A 17,628-nucleotide genomic window follows, 5' to 3' on the forward strand; every position below is an offset into this window, starting at 1 on the left:
GCGCACGACAAAAAGCCGCCCGGATGGGCGGCTTTTTTCATGGCGCAGCGCGGGTTCAGGCCACTTGCGCAACGTTCTTCTGGTTGGCGGCTTCGGCCGTCGCTGCCAGGATGTCGGCGCGCGCAGCGGCAAATGCGTTGGCCTTGGGCTCGTCGCCCATCGCCACGCCCTCGGCGCGCACGATGCGCACGTCGGTGATGCCGAAGAAGCCGAAGACCACCTTCAGGTAGCTCTCTTGATGCTCGGCGCCCTGGCCCCAATCGCTGGTCGAGTACACACCGCCGCGGCTCGAAGCCACGATCACCGTCTTGCCGCCGGCCAGGCCCACGGGGCCCGTTTCGGTGTACTTGAAGGTGCGGCCCACTTGGCCCAGGCGGTCGATCCAGGCCTTGAGCTGGGTCGGGATCGAGAAGTTGTAGAGCGGGGCGCCGACGACGACCACGTCAGCGGCCAGGAACTGGCTCACCAGCTTTTCGGACAGCGCGTTTTCGCGCTGCTGGGCTTCGGTCGGCTCGGCTTGCGGGCCGGTCTTGATGGCGAGGGCGTCGGCGCTGAAATGCGCCGGTGCGTCCACGGCAAGGTCGAGGTACTCGACCGTGGTGTCGGGGTGCGCGGCCTTCCAGGCGGCCACGATCTCGGCTGTCAGGACGCGGGAGGTCGAATAGGCACCGAGGATGCTGGAGTCGATGTGGAGCAGCTTCATGATCAATCACTTTCTGTGTTGGCTGTCGGCGCTCAATTGGCCGGCGGATGTGGGAATTCTATTTTTGGATCGAGTGGGCGATAAGTAGCCAAAAATCGCACTCATCGTTCTGTTTGCGGGACAATGGCGCCATGCAAGACCTCAACGACATGGTTTTCTTCGCCGAAGTGGCCGAGCGCGGCGGCTTTGCGGCCGCGAGCCGGGCGCTGGGCATTCCCAAGTCGCGCCTGTCGCGCCGCGTGGCCGACCTGGAAGAGCGCCTGGGCGTGCAACTGATGCAACGCAGCACCCGCCGCCTGTCGCTCACGCCGGCCGGGGAGATCTATCTGCGCCACGCCGCCGCCATGCGCGATGCGGCGCAGGCCGCGGCCGAGGCGGTGGCGCAGGTGCAAACGGAGCCCAGCGGGCTGGTGCGCCTCAGCGTGCCGGTCACCATGTCGCACAGCGGGCTGGCGCAGCTGATGCCGGTGTTCATGGCGCTCTACCCGGCGGTGCGCATCGACATGCGGGTGATCAACCGGCCGGTCGACCTGATCGAGGAGGGCATCGACATCGCCCTGCGCGTGCGCTTTGCCATCGAGGACAGCGCCTTGCTGGTGGCCAAGACCTTCGGCACCAGCCGCGGCGTGCTGGTGGCGCCGCCGGACTTGCTGGCGAGCGTCGGCCCGATCGATTCGCCGGCCGACCTGGCCAAGCTGCCCACGGCGGCCATGTCGGCCAACGGCGAGGGGCGCTCCGAGTGGCGGCTCGAAGGGCCCGAGGGGCAGACCTACGTGCACGCGCACACGCCGCGCTACGTGGCGGACGACCTGGTCACGCTGAAGTACGGCACGCTGGGCGGCGTGGGGGCCACCATGCTGCCCGACTACATGTGCAGGGCCGAGGTCGAGGCCGGCCAGCTGGTGCGCCTGCTGCCGGGCTGGGGCCCGACGCCGGTGGTCGCGCACATGGTGTTTCCGGCGCGGCGCGCGCTGGTGCCGGCGGTGCGCCGGCTGATCGACTTCCTGGTCGAGCACCTGCAGAACGAAGAACTGCGGATGTACTAGCCGCAGCCCGCTACCCGTCGATGTCGGTGGCGAAGGTCGTGGCCTTGTGCGCTTCCAGCACGGCGAGCCGCTCGCGCAGCGCATTGCCGATCGACGCATAGGTGCTGCTGCCGAGCGCGAGCCGCCGGGGTGCGGGGTATTGGTCCACCGAGTCGGCCATGGCCCTTGCCATCTTGGCCGCGTCGCCCGTCACGGCGAAGTCGCCACTGGTGAGCGCGCGCCGGATGGCGCCGGCCGGTGTGCCGTCGTAGACCGCCATCGGCGCGGGGCTGACCAGCCCGCCGCCGAAGTTCGTCTTGGTGGGGCCGGGCTCCACCAGCGTGAACGCAATGCCGAAGGGCGCCACTTCCTGCGCGACCGACTCCACGAACCCTTCGATGCCCCACTTGCTCGCGTGGTACAGGCTGAAGTTCGGATACGCCAACTGCCCGCCTTCGGACGAGACCTGCAGGACACGGCCACCGCCCTGGGCGCGCAGATGAGGCAGCGCAGCGCGAATGACCTGGATCGCGCCGACGAGGTTGGTGTCGATCTGGTGGCGGATCTGCGCGTCGCTGACTTCCTCGGCCGCGCCGAACAGGCCGTAGCCTGCGTTGCTGACGACCACGTCGATGCGGCCCATCGCGGCGAAGGCCGCGTCGACCACGCTGCGCACGGCGGTGGTGTCGGTCACGTCGAGCACGGACACGCGCAGTCGCTCGCCGTGCTGCGCCTGGAGTTCGCGCAGCGCGTCGGGCTGGCGCACGGTGGCGGTCACGCTGTCGCCGCGCGCCAGCAGGGTTTGGGTGAGTTCACGGCCAATGCCGCTGGAGGTGCCGGTAATGAGCCAGTTTTTCGTTGCCATTCAGGGTCCTTTCGAATGAGTGAAACCCATCGTAGGCCGCATGATTGAGAACATAAATGACGTAGCGGTGCATCTGTCTTGCACCTCAGGTTGATAATCCGCCGCATGATCATCGACCCCCTCGACGGTGTCGCCGTCTTCCTTGCCGTGGCCGAACACCGCAGCTTCACCACCGCCGCGCTGGCCCTGGGCGTGACGCCGACGGCCGTGAGCAAGGCGGTCCGCGCGCTGGAAGCCCGCCAGGGCGTGATGCTGTTCCAGCGCACCACCCGGCGGGTGGCGCTGACGGAGGCAGGCCAGGCCGTCTTCCTGCGTCTGCGGCCCGCAGTGAGCGAAATTTCGGATGCCTTCGCGGCGCTCGGCGGCTTTCGCAACCGGCCCATGGGCACGCTGCGGATCACCGCGCCGCGCGGCGCGGTCGAGCCGATCCTCAGCGCGCTGGTGCCGGCGTTTCGCCGCGCCTACCCCGAGGTCGCACTGGAGATTTCGCTCGACGAGGCGATCGTCGACCTCGTCGGCGCGGGCTTCGAAGCCGGCATCCGGCTGGGCGAGGCGGTCGAAAAGGACATGGTGGCGCTGCGGCTCACGCCGGAAATCGCGTGGTGTGTGGTGGGTGCCCCGCGCTATTTCGAAGGCCGCGAGCGGCCGAAGGTGCCGCAAGACCTGGTGCGCCACGAGGCCTTGCACTACCGCTTTGCCGGCTCCGGCGCGCTGCACCGCTGGAGCTTCCGGAGCGGCAAGCGCGACTTTCTGGTGGAAACGAAAGGCGGACTGGTCGTGAACGACCGGCAGATGCTCGTCGACTGCGCCGTGCAGGGTCTGGGCCTGGCCTTCGTCTCCGTGCAGGAGGCACGGCAGGCGGTGGCGCAGGGGCGGCTGGAGGCCTTTTTGCAGCCTTACATTCCGGTCGATTCGGGCCTGTACCTGTACTTTCCTGAGCGGTCGCAGTCGCAATTGAAGCTGCGGGTGTTCATCGACATGGCCCGAAAGCTGGCCGCGCTGCCGGGCTGATGGGGCGCCGACGGGCGCCCTTATGCGGAAAACGTCATATCCAAACAAGCAGATATTCGTTTGGCATTGAAGCGATGGTTCGCACAATCCGAAGCTCACATCCTTCCAGGAGCGACCATGGCAACTCTGCGACTCGGCGACACCGCCCCCAATTTCACCCAGGATTCCAGCGAAGGCCCCCTCGACTTCTACCAGTGGGCCGGCGATTCGTGGGTGGTGTTCTTCTCGCACCCGGCCGATTTCACCCCCGTGTGCACCACCGAGCTCGGCAAGACCGCGGCGCTGTCGGGCGAATTCGCCAAGCGCGGCGTGAAGCCCATTGCGCTGAGCGTGGACCCGGCCACCAAGCACAAGGAATGGATCTCGGACATCAACGAGACGCAGAACACCACGGTCAACTTTCCCATCATTGCGGACGCAGACCGCAAGGTGGCCGACCTGTACGACCTGATCCACCCGAACGCCTCGGCCACGGCCACCGTTCGCAGCGTGTTCATCATCGACCCGAAGAAGGTGATCCGCACGACCATCACCTACCCCGCGTCGACCGGGCGCAACTTCGACGAGATCATTCGCGTGATCGACTCGCTGCAGCTCACCGACAGCCACAAGGTGGCCACGCCCGTGAACTGGAAGGACGGCGACGACGTGGTCATCGTGCCGAGCATCCAGGACCCGGCCGAGCTCGCCGAGCGCTTCCCCAAGGGCTTCAAGGCTGTGAAGCCTTACCTGCGCATCACGCCGCAGCCGAACAAGTAAGCGACGCAGGCGGCAATCGCAGATGCAGACGCGAGTCGTCATAGTGCCCGGTTGGCGCGACTCCGGGCCCGGCCACTGGCAGAGCCTGTGGGAAGCGCGCATTCCGGGCGCCGCGCGGGTGGTGCAGGACGACTGGGCCTCGCCCAAGCGTGACGCCTGGGTGTCGGCGCTGGCCAAGCTGGTGCTGGAGACGCCCGGGCCGGTGGTAATTGCCGCCCACAGCCTGGGCTGCATCGCCACCGCGCACCTGCCGGCGGCCGCGGCGGCCCGCATCCAGGGCGCGTTGCTGGTGGCGCCGGCCGACCCCGAACGCCGCGCGGTGCTGTCCGACTTCGCGCCCGTGCCGTATGCCGCGCTGCCGTACCGCAGCATCGTGGTGGCCAGCAGCAACGACCCGTTTTGCCCCATTCGCCTGGCGGGTGCCTATTCGCGCGCCTGGGGCAGCGAGTTCGTGCGCATGCAGAATGCGGGCCATATCAACGTCGATTCGGGGCACGGGGACTGGCCGCTCGGCCTGGCTCTGCTCCAATCCTTGACCGACGAGCCCGCCGCCTGGTCGGCGGGCCGTGAATTTTCAGAAACCTTGGCAATCACATGACTTCCAGAATCAAGACCTTCGTCGCCGTGCTCGCGCTGGCGTCCTCCGCACTTGCAGGCAGCACCGCCTTTGCCCAAGGCACGGGGCTGCTCAACGCCTCGTACGACGTGGCCCGCGAGTTCTACAAGGACTACAACGCGGCCTTCGTGGCGCACTACAAGAAGGCCACCGGGAAGGACGTCAAGATCGACCAGTCGCACGGCGGCTCCAGCGCCCAGGCGCGTGCGGTGGCCGACGGCCTCGACGCCGACGTGGTGACCATGAACACCTCCACCGACATCGACTTCCTGGCCGGCACCGGCGTGGTCGCCAAGGACTGGAACAAGAAATTCCCCGACAACGCATCGCCGACCACGTCGACCATGCTGTTCCTGGTGCGCAACGGCAACCCCAAGGGCATCAAGGACTGGGACGACCTGATCAAGCCCGGCGTGCAGGTCGTGATCGTCAACCCCAAGACCGGCGGCAACGGGCGCTACGCCTACCTCGCGGCCTGGGGCTACATCAAGAAGAAGGGCGGCACCGACGCGCAGGCGGCGGAGTTCGTCGGCAAGCTGTTCAAGAACGTGCCGGTGCTGGCACGCGGCGGCCGCGATGCGACCACCGCCTTCCTGCAACGCAACATCGGCGATGCGCTGATCACCTTCGAGTCGGAAGTGGTGTCGATCGACCGCGAATTCGGCACCGGCAAGGTCGACTCGGTGTACCCGTCGATCAGCATCGTGGCCGAGAACCCGGTGGCCGTGGTCGAACGCACCGTCAACAAGAAGGGCACCGGCGAGCTGGCCAAGGCCTACCTCGACTGGCTGTACTCCGAAGAAGCGCAGGAAATCGCGGCCAAGCATGCGCTGCGTCCGCGCTCGCAGGCCGTGCTCAAGAAGTACGCCGCCACGTTCAAGCCGCTGCAGCTGTTCACGGTGCAGGAACTGTTCGGCAGCCTGGGTGAAGCGCAGAAGGTGCACTTCAACGACGGCGGCCAGTTCGACAAGCTCTACACGCCCGGCGCGAAGTAAATGAGCGGCGCTGTCCCATCGGCGCTCCCGTCCGCGGGAGCGCCTTTTTCGCGTGCCAACCGGGCAGGGGGCGCCAAGCGCGTTCTGCCCGGTTTCCACATCACGCTCGGCTTCTCGATTCTCTATCTCAGCCTGATCGTGCTGATCCCGCTGTCGGCGCTGGTCTTCAGGACCTTCACGCTGACCTGGGACCAGTTCTGGGTGGCCGTGACCGCGCCGCGCGTGATGGCCTCGTACCGGCTGACCTTCGGCGCGTCGCTGATCGCGGCGATCGTCAACACCGTGTTCGGCCTGCTGGTGGCCTGGGTGCTGGTGCGCTACAAGTTCCCGGGCAAGCGCATCGTCGACGCGCTGGTCGACCTGCCGTTCGCACTGCCGACGGCCGTGGCCGGCATCTCGCTGACCGCGCTGCTCGCGGGCAACGGCTGGATCGGGCAGCTGCTGGAGCCGCACGGCATCAAGCTCGCGTTCACGCCGGCGGGCATCGTGATTGCGCTGATCTTCATCGGGCTGCCGTTCGTGGTGCGCACGGTGCAGCCGGTGCTCGAGGACACCGAGAAAGAGCTGGAAGAGGCCGCAACGTCGCTGGGCGCCACGCGGTTGCAGACTTTCACCAAGGTGATCTTCCCGGCCATTGCGCCGGCGCTGTTCACGGGCTTTGCCATGGCCTTCGCACGCGCCATCGGCGAGTATGGCTCGGTGATCTTCATTGCCGGCAACATGCCCATGATTTCGGAGATCACGCCGCTCATCATCATCGGCAAGCTGGAGCAGTACGACTACGCGGGTGCCACGGCCGTCGCGCTGGTGATGCTGGTCATTTCCTTCGTGCTGCTGCTGGTCATCAACGGCCTGCAGGCATGGCAGCGTCGCCGGGCAGGAGGCTGAGATGAGTGCACCTTCCAAAGTCGTTCGCCGCGCACAGGCCGGCACCACCGAGGCGCCGTGGGTGCGCTGGCTGCTCATCGGCCTGGCGCTCGCGTTCATGTTCCTGTTTCTCGTGCTGCCGCTGGCCGCCGTGGCGACCGAGGCCTTGCGAAAGGGCGTGGGCGCCTACCTCGAGGCGCTGAAGGAGCCCGACGCCTGGAGCGCCATCCGCCTCACGCTCATCACGGCGGCCATCACGGTGCCGCTCAACCTCGTGTTCGGCGTGGCGGCGGCCTGGGCCGTGGCCAAGTTCGAGTTCCGCGGCAAGGCGCTCCTCACCACGCTGATCGACCTGCCGTTCGCGGTGTCGCCGGTGGTGGCGGGCCTGATCTATGTGCTGGTGTTCGGTGCACAGGGCTGGATCGGCCCCTGGCTCGCCGAGCACGACATCAAGATCATCTTCGCCGTACCCGGCATCGTGCTGGCCACCGTGTTCGTGACCTTTCCCTTCATTGCGCGCGAACTCATTCCGCTGATGCAGGCCCAGGGCACCGACGAGGAGCAGGCCGCCATCGTGCTGGGTGCGACCGGCTGGCAGACCTTCTGGCGCGTGACGCTGCCCAACATCAAGTGGGGCCTGCTGTACGGCGTGATCCTGTGCAATGCGCGCGCCATGGGCGAATTCGGCGCGGTGTCGGTGGTGTCGGGGCACATTCGCGGCCAGACCAACACCATGCCGCTGCATGTGGAAGTGCTCTACAACGAATACCAGTCGGTGGCCGCCTTCGCCGTGGCTTCGCTGCTGGCCATCCTGGCGCTGGTCACGCTGGTGATCAAGTCGGTCATCGAGTGGCGGCACGAGCGCGAGATGAAGGCGATTGCCGAGATGCCGCCGGAGCGGCCCACGGCGGCTTGAAAAGTTCGGGGGTGAAAGGAGAACCCTCACCCCGGCCCTCTCCCCCAGGGGAGAGGGAGTAACCAGACGAAGACACAGGCAGAGATCCCCATGAGCATCGAAATCCGCAACATCAGCAAGCAGTTCGGCGACTTCCGCGCGCTGCGCAACGTGAACCTCGACGTGGAATCGGGCGAACTGGTCGCGCTGCTCGGCCCCTCGGGCTGCGGCAAGACCACGCTGCTGCGCATCATCGCGGGGCTGGAGACGGCCGACGCCGGCAGCATTCTTTTCTCGGGCGAAGACACCACCGACGTGCACGTGCGCGAGCGGCAGGTGGGCTTCGTGTTCCAGCACTACGCGCTGTTCCGCCACATGACCGTGTTCGAGAACGTCGCCTTCGGCCTGCGCGTGAAGCCGCGCAAGGACCGCCCGAGCGACGCGCAGATCAAGGCCAAGGTGACCGACCTGCTCAAGCTGGTGCAGCTCGACTGGCTGGCCGACCGCTACCCGTCGCAGCTGTCCGGCGGGCAGCGCCAGCGCATCGCGCTGGCCCGCGCCCTGGCCGTGGAGCCCAAGGTGCTGCTGCTGGACGAGCCCTTCGGCGCGCTCGACGCCAAGGTGCGCAAGGAACTGCGCCGCTGGCTGCGCCGGCTGCACGACGAGCTGCACGTCACCTCGATCTTCGTCACCCACGACCAGGAAGAGGCGCTCGAGGTGGCCGACCGCGTGGTGGTCATCAACAAGGGGCAGATCGAACAGGTCGGCTCGCCGCAGGAAGTGTGGGACCAGCCCGCCAGCCCGTTCGTGTACGGGTTCCTGGGCGACGTGAACCTGTTCCACGGCCGGGCCGACCACGGCGCGGTGCAGCTCGACGGCATGCGCCTGGATTCGCCCGAGCACAGCGGCGCGCGAGACGCCAAGGCGCGGGCCTATGTGCGCCCGCATGACATCGACGTGACACCCTACGTGGCCGGCGCCTCCGGCATCGTCGCCACGCTGTCGCGCGCCATCGTCGTCGGACCGACCGCGCGGCTGGAACTTGAGCCCACCGAAACGAATCCAGATAATCCGGGCTCCGGAACCATCATCGAGGCGCAACTCCCTGCGCAACAGTTCCGTGAACTGGGCTTGAAGGAAGGCGACACCGTCGTCGCCAATCCACGCAAGGCCAGGGTGTTCGTAGAAGAAGATTGGGTGTCTCCTTGATCGATTGGTACTTCGGCGCGCCGCGCCGCGCGCTCGGGCTCATCTGCCTGGCCTGCGTTCTCATGCTGGCCTTCGGGCTCTACCTGCAGCACGTGGTCGGGCTCGAGCCTTGCCCCATGTGCATCGTGCAGCGGTATGCGCTGGTGCTGGTGGCGCTGTTCACCGGGCTGGCCGCCATCTTCCGCACCCGTGCGCTGCAGGTGACAGGCGGGGTGCTGGCACTGGTGTCGGCCATCGGCGGTGCCTACACGGCCGCCTCGCAGAGCTGGCTGCAGTGGTACCCGCCCGAGGTCGTGTCCTGCGGGCGCGACCTGTACGGAATGATCGAGACCTTTCCGCTGAAGCGCGCGCTGCCGATGATCTTCCGCGGCGGCGGCGACTGCTCCAAGGTCGACTGGACGCTGTTCGGCCTGACGCTGGCGAACTGGTCGTTCGTGGCGTTCGTGGTGCTGTCGCTGCTGCTGCTCACGCTGCTCGTGCGCTCGCGCCGCGCACGCTGAAAAAAGCGCCGCGTCGGGGCAGTAATGCCCAGATGCCGGCCCCGGCTTTAGCGGGCCTTCAGCAACCACCGCTAGGATGAAGCCGCTGCCGCACGCCGTGCGCGCCAGCGGCGTCCCACTTCATCCTCATTGCATGCAAAACACCCCCAAGCGGCGCTCGCGCAAGCTCGTCTACGGCATCCTCGCCGTGGTGGTCCTGGGCCTGCTGTCCCTTTTCTGGCTCAGCCCGCCCAAGAAGACCGAATACCTCACCGCCACCGTGGCGCGCACCGACCTTGAAAACGCGGTGCTCGCCACCGGCGTGCTGCAGGCGCTCAAGCAGGTGGAGGTGGGCGCGCAGGTCAGCGGCCAGCTCAAGTCGCTGAAAGTGGTGCTGGGGCAGACGGTGAAGAAGGGCGACTGGCTCGCCGAGATCGACCCGGTCATCTCGCAGAACACCCTCGCGCAGGAGCAGGCCAAGCTGGAGAACCTGCAGGCGCAGAAGCTCGCGAAGGAAGTGCGCGTGCGGCAGGCGCAGCTCACCTGGACCCGGCAGCAGGACATGCTCGCGCAGGATGCGGCCGCCAGGCAGGACATGGAAAGCGCCGACGCCGAGCTGCGCGCGCTGCGTGCCGATGCCGTGTCGCTCGAGGCGCAGATCCGCCAGCAGAAGCTGGCCGTGGCCTCGGCGCAGACCAACCTGTCGTACACGCGCATCGTCGCGCCCATCGACGGCGACGTGGTGTCCATCAGCACGCTCGAAGGCCAGACCGTGGTGGCCGCCTTCCAGGTGCCCACGCTCATGAAGCTGGCCGACCTGTCGACCATGACCGTGAAGGCGCAGGTGTCCGAGGCCGACGTGGTGCGCGTGAAGCCCGGCCAGCCGGTGTACTTCACCATCCTGGGCGACCCCGACAAGCGTTACCACGGCACGCTGCGCGCGGTGCAGCCCTCGCCCGAGAAGATCAACAACGCGGTGTTCTTCAATGCGCTGTTCGACGTGCCCAACCCCGATCGCACCCTGCGCGTGGACATGACGGCGCAGGTCGCCATCCTGCTGGGCGAGGCGAAACAGGCGCTGACCGTGCCGCTCACGGCGCTGGGCGCCCGCGACAAGGACGGCCGCCAGGAAGTGCGCGTGCTCAAGGCCGACCAGAGCGTGGAAAAGCGCCAGGTGCGCGTGGGCATCAGCAACAACTTCCAGGCGCAGGTGCTCGAAGGGCTGAAGGAGGGCGACAACGTCATCACGGGCGACCCCTCTGCGCTGTTGGACGGCGGCGACGGCGGCCGGGGCAAGCGCCCATGACGCAGGCGAAGGCGCCGCTGCTCACCCTGCGCGGCATCGGCCGCAGCTTTCCCTCGGGCGAGCAGGAGGTGCAGGTGCTGAAGGACGTCGACCTCGACATCGGTCACGGCGAGATGCTGGCCATCGTCGGCGCCTCGGGCTCGGGCAAGTCGACGCTGATGAACATCCTCGGCTGCCTCGACCGGCCGAGCACGGGCACCTACACCGTGTCGGGCCAGGACGTGGGCACGCTCGACAGCGACGCGCTGGCCGAGCTGCGGCGCGAGCACTTCGGCTTCATCTTCCAGCGCTACCACCTGATGCAGCACCTGACGGCCGCCGGCAACGTCGAGGTGCCGGCCGTGTACGCCGGCACCGACACCCAGGCGCGCGACACGCGGGCGCGCCAGCTGCTCGCCCGGTTGGGCCTGGCAGACCGCACCGAGCACCGGCCCAGCCAGCTCTCGGGTGGCCAGCAGCAGCGCGTGAGCATTGCGCGCGCACTGATGAACGGCGGCGAGGTGATCCTGGCCGACGAGCCCACCGGCGCGCTCGACCGCAAGAGCGGGCAGGAGGTGATCGGCATCCTGCGCGAGCTGCATGCGCAGGGCCACACGATCATCATCGTGACCCACGACATGCAGGTGGCGAGCTGCACCGAACGCATCATCGAGATCTCGGACGGCGTGATCGTGGGCGACCGGCCCAATGTGCCAACGGTGGCGGCGCCCGCGCAAGACGTGCAGGCCGACGCCTCCGTGCGCGAAGCGATGACCCGGCCCAGGCTGGGCATCGCGCGCTTCAGCACCGGCTGGGCCCGCTTCGCCGAGGCCTTTCGCATGGCCTGGCGCTCGATGATGGCGCACCGCATGCGCACGGCGCTCACCATGCTGGGCATCGTCATCGGCATCACCTCGGTGGTGTCCATCGTGGCGATCGGGGAGGGCGCCAAGCGCTTCGTGCTCTCGGACATCCGGGCCATCGGCACCAACACGCTGGACGTGTACCCGGGCCGCGACTTCGGCGACGACAAGGCGCAGAGCATCCGCACGCTGACGCCGGCCGACCTCGATGCGATTGCGGCGCAACCCTATGTGCACAGCGTGACGCCCGCGACCTCGCGCAGCCTGCGCCTGCGCTACCGCAGCGTGGACATCAACGGCACGGTGAATGGCGTGAGCGACAGCTTCTTCCGCGTGCGCGACATGCAGATGGCCGACGGCGCGGCCTTCACCGCCAGCGACGTGCGCCACCAGTCGCAGGTGGTGGTGATCGACCAGAACACGCGGCGCAAGCTCTTTCCCGACGGGGGCGATGCGGTCGGAAAAATCATCCTGGTGGGCAACCTGCCGTGCACGGTGATCGGCGTGTCGCAGGAGAAGAAGACGGTGTTCGGCGAGAACAAGTCGCTCAACATCTGGCTGCCCTACAGCACCGGCGCGAGCCGGCTGTTCGGCCAGCAGCACTTCGACAACATCACCGTGCGCATCCGCGACGACCAGCCGACCAAGGCGGCGGAAGACAGCATCGTCAAGCTGCTGACGCTGCGCCACGGCGCCAAGGACTTCTTCACCTTCAACATGGACAGCATCGTGAAGACCGCCGAGCGCACGAGCCAGTCGCTCACGCTGCTGCTGTCGCTGATTGCGGTGATCTCGCTGGTGGTGGGCGGCATCGGCGTGATGAACATCATGCTGGTGTCGGTGACCGAGCGCACCCGCGAGATCGGCATTCGCATGGCCGTGGGTGCGCGCCAGAGCGACGTGCTGCAGCAGTTCCTGACCGAGGCCGTGCTGGTGTGCCTGGTGGGCGGGCTGATCGGCGTGTCGCTGTCGTACGGCATCAGTTTTCTGTTCTCGATTTTCGTCAAGCAATGGCAAATGATCTTTTCACTGGGCGCGGTGGTGTCGGCCTTTCTGTGCGCGTCGCTGATCGGCGTGCTGTTTGGCTACCTGCCGGCGCGCAATGCCGCGCGCCTGGACCCGATCGAGGCGCTGGCGCGTGAGTAGCGCGCGCCTTCTGTCCGCGGTGGCCGCCGCCGTGCTGGTGCTCGGCGGGTGCACGCTATTCAAGCCCGAGCAGCGCGCGCAGCCGCCGCTGGAAGTTCCGCAGGGCTGGCAGCAGTCGGACGGCGCGGGCAGTGCCGCCGCCATGTTGTCGGCCAGCTGGTGGACGGCGTTCAACGACCCGCAGCTCGACGGCCTGATCGACAGCGCGCTGCGCACCAGCAACGACCTGGCCGCCGCAGGCATTCGCGTGCAGCGCGCGCAGCTGCAGGCGGGCCTTGCGGACACGAACCTCACGCCCGGCGTGGTGGCGCAGGCCGGCACGAGCCGCGCCTATGACCTGAAGCGCGGCGGTGCGAGCGTGGCCACATCGAGCGTTCAGGCCACCTTGAGCTACGAGCTCGACCTGTGGAGCCGACTTGCCGCACAGCGCAGTGCCGCCGAATGGGCGCTGAAGGCCACCGAGTCCGACCGGCAAGCCACGGCGCTGGCACTGGTCGGCACCACGGCGGGGCTCTACTGGCAGACCGGCTACCTCAACCAGCGCATCGCGTTGAGCGAAGCGGGCATCGAAGACGGCCGCCGCATCCTGGCGCTGGTGCGCGTGAAATACGCGGCGGGCGCGGTGTCGGGGCTGGACGTGGCGCAGGCCGGGCAGAACCTGGCAACGCAGGAGGCCGCGCACACCCAGCTGTTGCAGCAGCGCGTGGAGGCGCGCAACGCGCTGGCCATTCTGTTCGACCAGCCGCCGCAGCCGTTGGCCGTCGAGCCGCCGCAGCTGCCGGACATTGCACTGCCCGTCATCGACGCCGGTGTGCCGGCGAACCTGCTGGGCCGGCGGCCCGACCTTCGTGCGGCCGAACAGCGGCTGCGTGCGGCGCTGGCGAACGTCGATGCCACGCGCACCGGTTTCTACCCCGCGCTGAGCCTGACAGGGTCGCTGGGCACGTCGAGTGCCGCGCTGGGGGACCTGCTGAAGAACCCCGTGGCCACGCTGGGCGCCGGGCTGGCGTTGCCTTTCCTGCAATGGAACACCGCACGGCTGAGCGTGGGCGTGTCGCAGACGCAGTACGAAGAGGCGGTGCTGGGCTTCAGGCAGTCGCTGTACACGGCGCTGTCGGAGGTGGAGAACGCGTTGTCTTCGCGCACGCAGTTGCGCGACGAGAGCGAGAAGCTCGCGCTGGCGCTGCAGGAGGCGCAGCGGGCGGAGCGGTTGTCCGAGGTGCGCTACCGCGCAGGAGCGACTGCGTTGCAGCCGGTGCTCGATGCGAAGGATCGGCGGCGTACGGCGCAGGTGTCGCTGGCGTTGAACCGGTTGAACCAGCTCAATGCGACGATGACGCTTTACAAGGCGTTGGGTGGGGCGGCCGTGGCGTTGTAGGCCGGCGGCCTCGGCGGCCCGGTGAACGTCAATCCTGGAACGGCGCCTTTTTGGCGAGCTTGCGAACCACCAACCCAGGCAGCCGCAGGACGAATTCGACCATCAGCCGCGCATGCATCCAGGTCAGCAGCACGTTGTCCCGTCCATAGCGAAAGTGCGACACGCCGCCTTCCTCCGCCGTCAGGTACTTCACCGGCGCATCGATGTTCACCGGCTTCACCCCGCGCCAGGCCAGCCGCACGACCGCTTCGGTGTCGAAGTCGAAGCGCCGCATCCAGGGCTGGCGCGCCATGACGGCGATCAGGTCCGGCACCGGATACACGCGAAAGCCGTAGAGCGAATCGCCGACGCCGGCGAACAGGGTCTCCAGCTGCGTCCATCCGTTCGACACGCGCCGCCCGCGCACGCGCAGCAGCGGCGCGCTGGCGTCGAACACCGGGCGGCCCAGCACCATCGTCTCGGGGCGGGCCAGCGAGGCCTTCATGAACGCGGGGATCAGGTCGGCCGGGTGCTGCCCGTCGGAGTCCATCGTCAGCGCATGCGTGAAGCCCGCGTCCTGCGCGGCGCGCAGCCCGTGCAGCACCGCCGAGCCCTTGCCCTGGTTCTGCGGCAGCAGCCACACGCGCAAGCCCGGGTCGCTGGCGGCCATCTGCTGCAGCCGCTCGCCCGTGCCGTCGTCGCTGCCATCGATCACCACCCAGACGGGGCTCCATTGCGCGCGCGCCGCGGCAACGGTCGAGAACAGGCGTTCGCCCGTGTTGTAGCTGGGAATCAGGACAAGGTGGGTGCGCGAGGCGTCTGGCATTCGGGGGACGCGTCGGTGGCGCGCTGTTCCAGGTTTTGGCGAAAGTAGTGTTCCAGCTCGGCTTGCAGCACGTCGCTGTCCTGCGTCGGCGCGAAGCGCTTGCCGAGCCGCAGCGTGAAAACGATCGGCAGCGGCGGCACGCGCCACAGCGGCCAGCCCTTGCCGAGGTAAGGCGAGTCGGTGTCGATGAACACCGTTTGGATGGGCGCCTGCGCCAGCTTGGCGATCAGCGTGGTGCCGGCACGAAAGGGATTCAACGGTGGCGTCACGGTGCGCGTGGCCTCGGGAAAGATCACCAGCTGCCCGCCGTTGCGCAGGTCGTTCACCGCCAGGCGCACCATCGTGCGGGCCGACTTGTTGCTGATGTAGCGCGCCAGCCTGGCGCCCGCGCCCAGGAAGATGTTGCCCATCAGGTCTGCCTTCATGATGCAGGCGCTGCGGGGCAGGCGCGCCACCAGCAGCATCGCGTCGAGCATGGTCGGGTGGTTGGCCACGAAGATCACGCCGGGCTCCTTGCGCATCGGGTCCAGGCACGCCGCGTCGATGCGCATCATGCCGGTCGCCGAGGCCAGCCACCAGAACATCCGGTAGGCGAAGGCGATTGTCGTGCGGCCGAGCACGCGTGCGGGCGCAGCGGGCATCACCGGGTAGATCAGCATGGCCACCACGTTCCAGGCCAGCGAGATCAGGCCCAGGAACAGCAGCAGCGCGTAGAGCATCAACGCGAGCGGAATGGAGGTGAGGAATCGCAACACGCGAATCATTGAATCAGGCAATCGGACGGCGAGCGGTCGGACAAAGGCCGGTCAGGCACGCAGTTGCCCGGCCGCAACGGTGTGGGCCTCGATCTCGACCAGCAGGTCGCTGCGGCAGATGTCCGCTTCGAGGTACACCGCATGGCGCGCCATCGGCGCGTCCGCGCCGAGCGTGCCTTCGAGAATGCTGCGCACCGCCTCGGTGTCCGACGGATGGCGCACGTAGACCACGCAGTCGAGTTCGGCGAGCGAGAACTTCGCCGTGCCGCGCGCGTTGGCGGCGGCTACCACCGCCTGCAGGTTGCGCAGCGTTTCGCGCGTCTGCTCCAGCACGTCGCCGTGGTGCACGGTTTCGTGGCCGACGATGCTCGCCGTGCCCGAGATGAAGAGCGCGATGTGGCCGTCGCCGATGTCCGACAGCGCCGCGCGCGAGAACGTGGGCGAGCGCGGGCCGTAGGTTTCGGGGTAGCGGTAGGCCGAGACCTGCCGGGGGTTCTCGACCGGCAGCGGCGCGTGCTGGCCGGCCAGGAAGCGGATCGACAGGGCGCCCTGGTGGATGCCCAGCGCACAGGCGGCGGGTGCGCCTTCGAAGGCGGCACGGCCGGCCTCGAGGAATGCTTCCTGGCGGCCCTGGTTGAACTGGCGGTAGCGTTCCAGCCCGCCGCCGTCGGCGTTGATCTGGGGCAGGTAGTTCCAGATGCGCAGCAGGTGCGGCGCGCCGGCCTGGTCGAGCGTCTTGAACAGGTCGCGGTAGGCGCGGTGCGCAAGCTCGGCCAGGCCCTGTTGTTCGGTGGCCTCGTCGAGATCGATGGCGCCGAGCAGCCAGTGGCCGTCGGTGCGCCAGCGTGCGATGCCGGTGGTGCCCGACTCGATGTGCGGGCCGCTCACGTGCCACACGTCGGCCATGGCACCTTGCGGCGACAGCACGCGCGCGTTGACGGTCGGCATCCATGCCACGCCGTGCGGCGTTCCGTAGCCAAGCGCCGCGAAGGGCGCCTTGCCGCGGGTTGCCAGCGCCAGGCTGTCCGGCAACGAAAGGCGCTCGACGCGCAGATGGGAAGAGGTGTCGTCCTGAGCTCGCACTGTCAACTGGCCTCGCCGGTGTGTTCTGGTTTGACGGCGGTATAGGCGGAGAAGACGCCGAGGCTGGCATGTCGCTGCACGTCGCGAAAGCCCGCGGCGGCCAGCGCCTGCATCACCCGTTCGGGCGGAATGCAGGCCTCGATCGTGTCCCAGTAATAGCGCCACAGTTCGGAGGTGTTGCGCTGGCGGCCCACCACGCGGGCGATCAGCGGCACCACGGCACGCATGTAGCCCTTGAGCAGCGCCGTTGCGACGCGGCCTTCGGGCTTGGTGATCTCGAGCACCGCCACGCGTCCGCCCGGACGCAGCACGCGGTGGAACTCGCTGAAGGCCGCGGCCACGTCGCTGATGTGGCGCATGGCGTAGCCCATGCTCACGAAGTCGCAGCTGGCGTCCGGCCGGGGCAGCGCCTCGGCCACGCCGCGCACCAGCTCGACGCCGGGCAGCTTGACCTGGCCCATCATCCCGGGGCTGGGGTCCACGCCCACGAGGTGGCCGGTGGAGCCGATGAGCTTGAGCGCCTCGCGGGCGACGAGCCCGGTGCCGATGCCCACGTCGAGCACCTCGGCGCCCGCGGCGAGGCCGGCCTGGCGCAGCGCCGCGCGGCGGTACGAGGGGCCGGTGCCGAAGGCCAGCACGCTCTCGATGCGGTCGTAGTCCGCGGCGGTGCTGTCGAAGATGCGCAACAGGAACGCCTGATGCTCCGCCTCGGTCTTGTAGTACAGCGGCAAGGGAGCGTGGGGTGGCAGGGGGGCGGGATTTCCCTGCTCAACGGAAGGCGATGGCGTCATCGAACGATTATCACCAAAAGCCCCGGCCTGAAATCCGGGGGGCGCCGGGCGCTGGGTGCGCCGGACAGTAAACTCGCAGCTTGCTTTGAAAACACAAG

General features: G+C 68.1%; 18 protein-coding genes. 12 read left to right on the forward strand and 6 right to left on the reverse strand.

Going from position 1 to position 17,628, the window contains the following annotated elements; genetic code table 11:
- Window positions 1-55 precede the first annotated feature (55 nt).
- On the reverse strand, window positions 56-703 hold the full coding sequence (locus tag AC0IYU_RS00150) for an FMN-dependent NADH-azoreductase (RefSeq protein ID WP_435438245.1): 648 nt from the start codon (window positions 701-703) through the stop codon (window positions 56-58).
- 131 nt (window positions 704-834) lie between these two features.
- On the opposite strand from AC0IYU_RS00150, the gene AC0IYU_RS00155 reads away from it, so the two are divergent.
- Window positions 835-1,749 (forward strand): LysR family transcriptional regulator, encoded by a 915-nt coding sequence (locus AC0IYU_RS00155; protein ID WP_472111610.1) that lies wholly within the window; start codon window positions 835-837, stop codon window positions 1,747-1,749.
- A 10-nt stretch (window positions 1,750-1,759) separates the two neighbouring features.
- On the opposite strand, the gene AC0IYU_RS00160 is transcribed toward AC0IYU_RS00155, so the two are convergent.
- Window positions 1,760-2,593: an SDR family oxidoreductase gene (locus tag AC0IYU_RS00160; protein WP_472111612.1), complete on the reverse strand. Its 834-nt coding sequence runs from the start codon at window positions 2,591-2,593 to the stop codon at window positions 1,760-1,762.
- 105 nt (window positions 2,594-2,698) lie between these two features.
- On the opposite strand from AC0IYU_RS00160, the gene AC0IYU_RS00165 reads away from it, so the two are divergent.
- The 11 genes from AC0IYU_RS00165 to AC0IYU_RS00215 all read left to right on the forward strand — a co-directional run bounded on the left by AC0IYU_RS00165 (window position 2,699) and on the right by AC0IYU_RS00215 (window position 14,096).
- Window positions 2,699-3,604 (forward strand): LysR family transcriptional regulator, encoded by a 906-nt coding sequence (locus tag AC0IYU_RS00165; protein WP_472111614.1) that lies wholly within the window; start codon window positions 2,699-2,701, stop codon window positions 3,602-3,604.
- Between the two features lie 117 nt (window positions 3,605-3,721).
- Window positions 3,722-4,363, forward strand: a complete 642-nt coding sequence (locus AC0IYU_RS00170; protein WP_116907531.1) for a peroxiredoxin — start codon at window positions 3,722-3,724, stop codon at window positions 4,361-4,363.
- A 22-nt stretch (window positions 4,364-4,385) separates the two neighbouring features.
- The gene (locus AC0IYU_RS00175) at window positions 4,386-4,961 is read left to right on the forward strand and encodes an RBBP9/YdeN family alpha/beta hydrolase (RefSeq protein WP_472111616.1); all 576 of its coding nucleotides are present in this window, start codon (window positions 4,386-4,388) and stop codon (window positions 4,959-4,961) included.
- A complete protein-coding gene (locus AC0IYU_RS00180; protein WP_472111618.1) occupies window positions 4,958-5,974 on the forward strand; it encodes a sulfate ABC transporter substrate-binding protein in 1,017 nt (338 codons plus the stop codon). The genes AC0IYU_RS00175 and AC0IYU_RS00180 overlap by 4 nt, the downstream gene beginning before the upstream one ends.
- Window positions 5,975-6,862, forward strand: coding sequence for a sulfate ABC transporter permease subunit CysT (gene cysT, locus AC0IYU_RS00185; protein ID WP_435483805.1), 888 nt, complete (start codon window positions 5,975-5,977; stop codon window positions 6,860-6,862). It begins immediately after the preceding gene.
- A 1-nt stretch (window position 6,863) separates the two neighbouring features.
- Window positions 6,864-7,757: a sulfate ABC transporter permease subunit CysW gene (cysW, locus tag AC0IYU_RS00190; RefSeq protein WP_435438252.1), complete on the forward strand. Its 894-nt coding sequence runs from the start codon at window positions 6,864-6,866 to the stop codon at window positions 7,755-7,757.
- Between the two features lie 90 nt (window positions 7,758-7,847).
- Complete coding sequence (locus tag AC0IYU_RS00195) at window positions 7,848-8,945, forward strand: sulfate/molybdate ABC transporter ATP-binding protein (RefSeq protein WP_472111621.1); 1,098 nt, start codon at window positions 7,848-7,850, stop codon at window positions 8,943-8,945.
- On the forward strand, window positions 8,942-9,445 hold the full coding sequence (locus AC0IYU_RS00200; RefSeq protein ID WP_472111623.1) for a disulfide bond formation protein B: 504 nt from the start codon (window positions 8,942-8,944) through the stop codon (window positions 9,443-9,445). The genes AC0IYU_RS00195 and AC0IYU_RS00200 overlap by 4 nt, the downstream gene beginning before the upstream one ends.
- Window positions 9,446-9,578: 133 nt before the next feature.
- Window positions 9,579-10,730: a macrolide transporter subunit MacA gene (gene macA, locus AC0IYU_RS00205; protein WP_435483801.1), complete on the forward strand. Its 1,152-nt coding sequence runs from the start codon at window positions 9,579-9,581 to the stop codon at window positions 10,728-10,730.
- On the forward strand, window positions 10,727-12,718 hold the full coding sequence (gene macB, locus AC0IYU_RS00210) for a macrolide ABC transporter ATP-binding protein/permease MacB (protein ID WP_472111625.1): 1,992 nt from the start codon (window positions 10,727-10,729) through the stop codon (window positions 12,716-12,718). Before macA ends, macB begins: the two co-directional genes overlap by 4 nt.
- Window positions 12,711-14,096 carry an efflux transporter outer membrane subunit gene (locus AC0IYU_RS00215; protein WP_472111627.1) on the forward strand — a complete coding sequence of 462 codons (1,386 nt, stop codon included), beginning with the start codon at window positions 12,711-12,713 and terminating at the stop codon, window positions 14,094-14,096. Before macB ends, AC0IYU_RS00215 begins: the two co-directional genes overlap by 8 nt.
- A gap of 28 nt (window positions 14,097-14,124) precedes the next feature.
- Here AC0IYU_RS00215 and AC0IYU_RS00220 read toward each other — a convergent pair whose 3' ends face one another.
- Genes AC0IYU_RS00220 through AC0IYU_RS00235 form a run of 4 tightly spaced genes read right to left on the reverse strand, consistent with a single transcriptional unit; the run spans window position 14,125 to window position 17,530 of the window.
- Window positions 14,125-14,901, reverse strand: coding sequence for a glycosyltransferase family 2 protein (locus AC0IYU_RS00220; protein WP_435438258.1), 777 nt, complete (start codon window positions 14,899-14,901; stop codon window positions 14,125-14,127).
- A complete protein-coding gene (locus AC0IYU_RS00225; RefSeq protein WP_472111628.1) occupies window positions 14,868-15,656 on the reverse strand; it encodes a lysophospholipid acyltransferase family protein in 789 nt (262 codons plus the stop codon). The genes AC0IYU_RS00220 and AC0IYU_RS00225 overlap by 34 nt, the downstream gene beginning before the upstream one ends.
- A gap of 51 nt (window positions 15,657-15,707) precedes the next feature.
- Window positions 15,708-16,739 carry a chorismate transformation FkbO/Hyg5 family protein gene (locus AC0IYU_RS00230; RefSeq protein ID WP_472112701.1) on the reverse strand — a complete coding sequence of 344 codons (1,032 nt, stop codon included), beginning with the start codon at window positions 16,737-16,739 and terminating at the stop codon, window positions 15,708-15,710.
- A 2-nt stretch (window positions 16,740-16,741) separates the two neighbouring features.
- Entirely contained in the window at window positions 16,742-17,530 is a 789-nt protein-coding gene (locus tag AC0IYU_RS00235; protein ID WP_435483797.1) for a class I SAM-dependent methyltransferase, read from the reverse strand.
- Between the last annotated feature and the right edge of the window lie 98 nt (window positions 17,531-17,628).

The organism is Variovorax sp. AC103 (genome assembly GCF_979254005.1).

Coding starts and splice junctions, on each gene's coding strand:
- macA (WP_435483801.1), top strand. CDS start 9,579: ATGCAAAACACCCCCAAGCGGCGCTCGCGCAAGCTCGTCTACGGCATC.
- cysT (WP_435483805.1), top strand. CDS start 5,975: ATGAGCGGCGCTGTCCCATCGGCGCTCCCGTCCGCGGGAGCGCCTTTT.
- AC0IYU_RS00155 (WP_472111610.1), top strand. CDS start 835: ATGCAAGACCTCAACGACATGGTTTTCTTCGCCGAAGTGGCCGAGCGC.
- AC0IYU_RS00220 (WP_435438258.1), bottom strand. CDS start 14,901: ATGCCAGACGCCTCGCGCACCCACCTTGTCCTGATTCCCAGCTACAAC.
- AC0IYU_RS00180 (WP_472111618.1), top strand. CDS start 4,958: ATGACTTCCAGAATCAAGACCTTCGTCGCCGTGCTCGCGCTGGCGTCC.
- AC0IYU_RS00160 (WP_472111612.1), bottom strand. CDS start 2,593: ATGGCAACGAAAAACTGGCTCATTACCGGCACCTCCAGCGGCATTGGC.
- macB (WP_472111625.1), top strand. CDS start 10,727: ATGACGCAGGCGAAGGCGCCGCTGCTCACCCTGCGCGGCATCGGCCGC.
- AC0IYU_RS00195 (WP_472111621.1), top strand. CDS start 7,848: ATGAGCATCGAAATCCGCAACATCAGCAAGCAGTTCGGCGACTTCCGC.
- AC0IYU_RS00170 (WP_116907531.1), top strand. CDS start 3,722: ATGGCAACTCTGCGACTCGGCGACACCGCCCCCAATTTCACCCAGGAT.
- AC0IYU_RS00235 (WP_435483797.1), bottom strand. CDS start 17,530: ATGACGCCATCGCCTTCCGTTGAGCAGGGAAATCCCGCCCCCCTGCCA.
- AC0IYU_RS00175 (WP_472111616.1), top strand. CDS start 4,386: ATGCAGACGCGAGTCGTCATAGTGCCCGGTTGGCGCGACTCCGGGCCC.
- AC0IYU_RS00150 (WP_435438245.1), bottom strand. CDS start 703: ATGAAGCTGCTCCACATCGACTCCAGCATCCTCGGTGCCTATTCGACC.
- AC0IYU_RS00165 (WP_472111614.1), top strand. CDS start 2,699: ATGATCATCGACCCCCTCGACGGTGTCGCCGTCTTCCTTGCCGTGGCC.
- cysW (WP_435438252.1), top strand. CDS start 6,864: ATGAGTGCACCTTCCAAAGTCGTTCGCCGCGCACAGGCCGGCACCACC.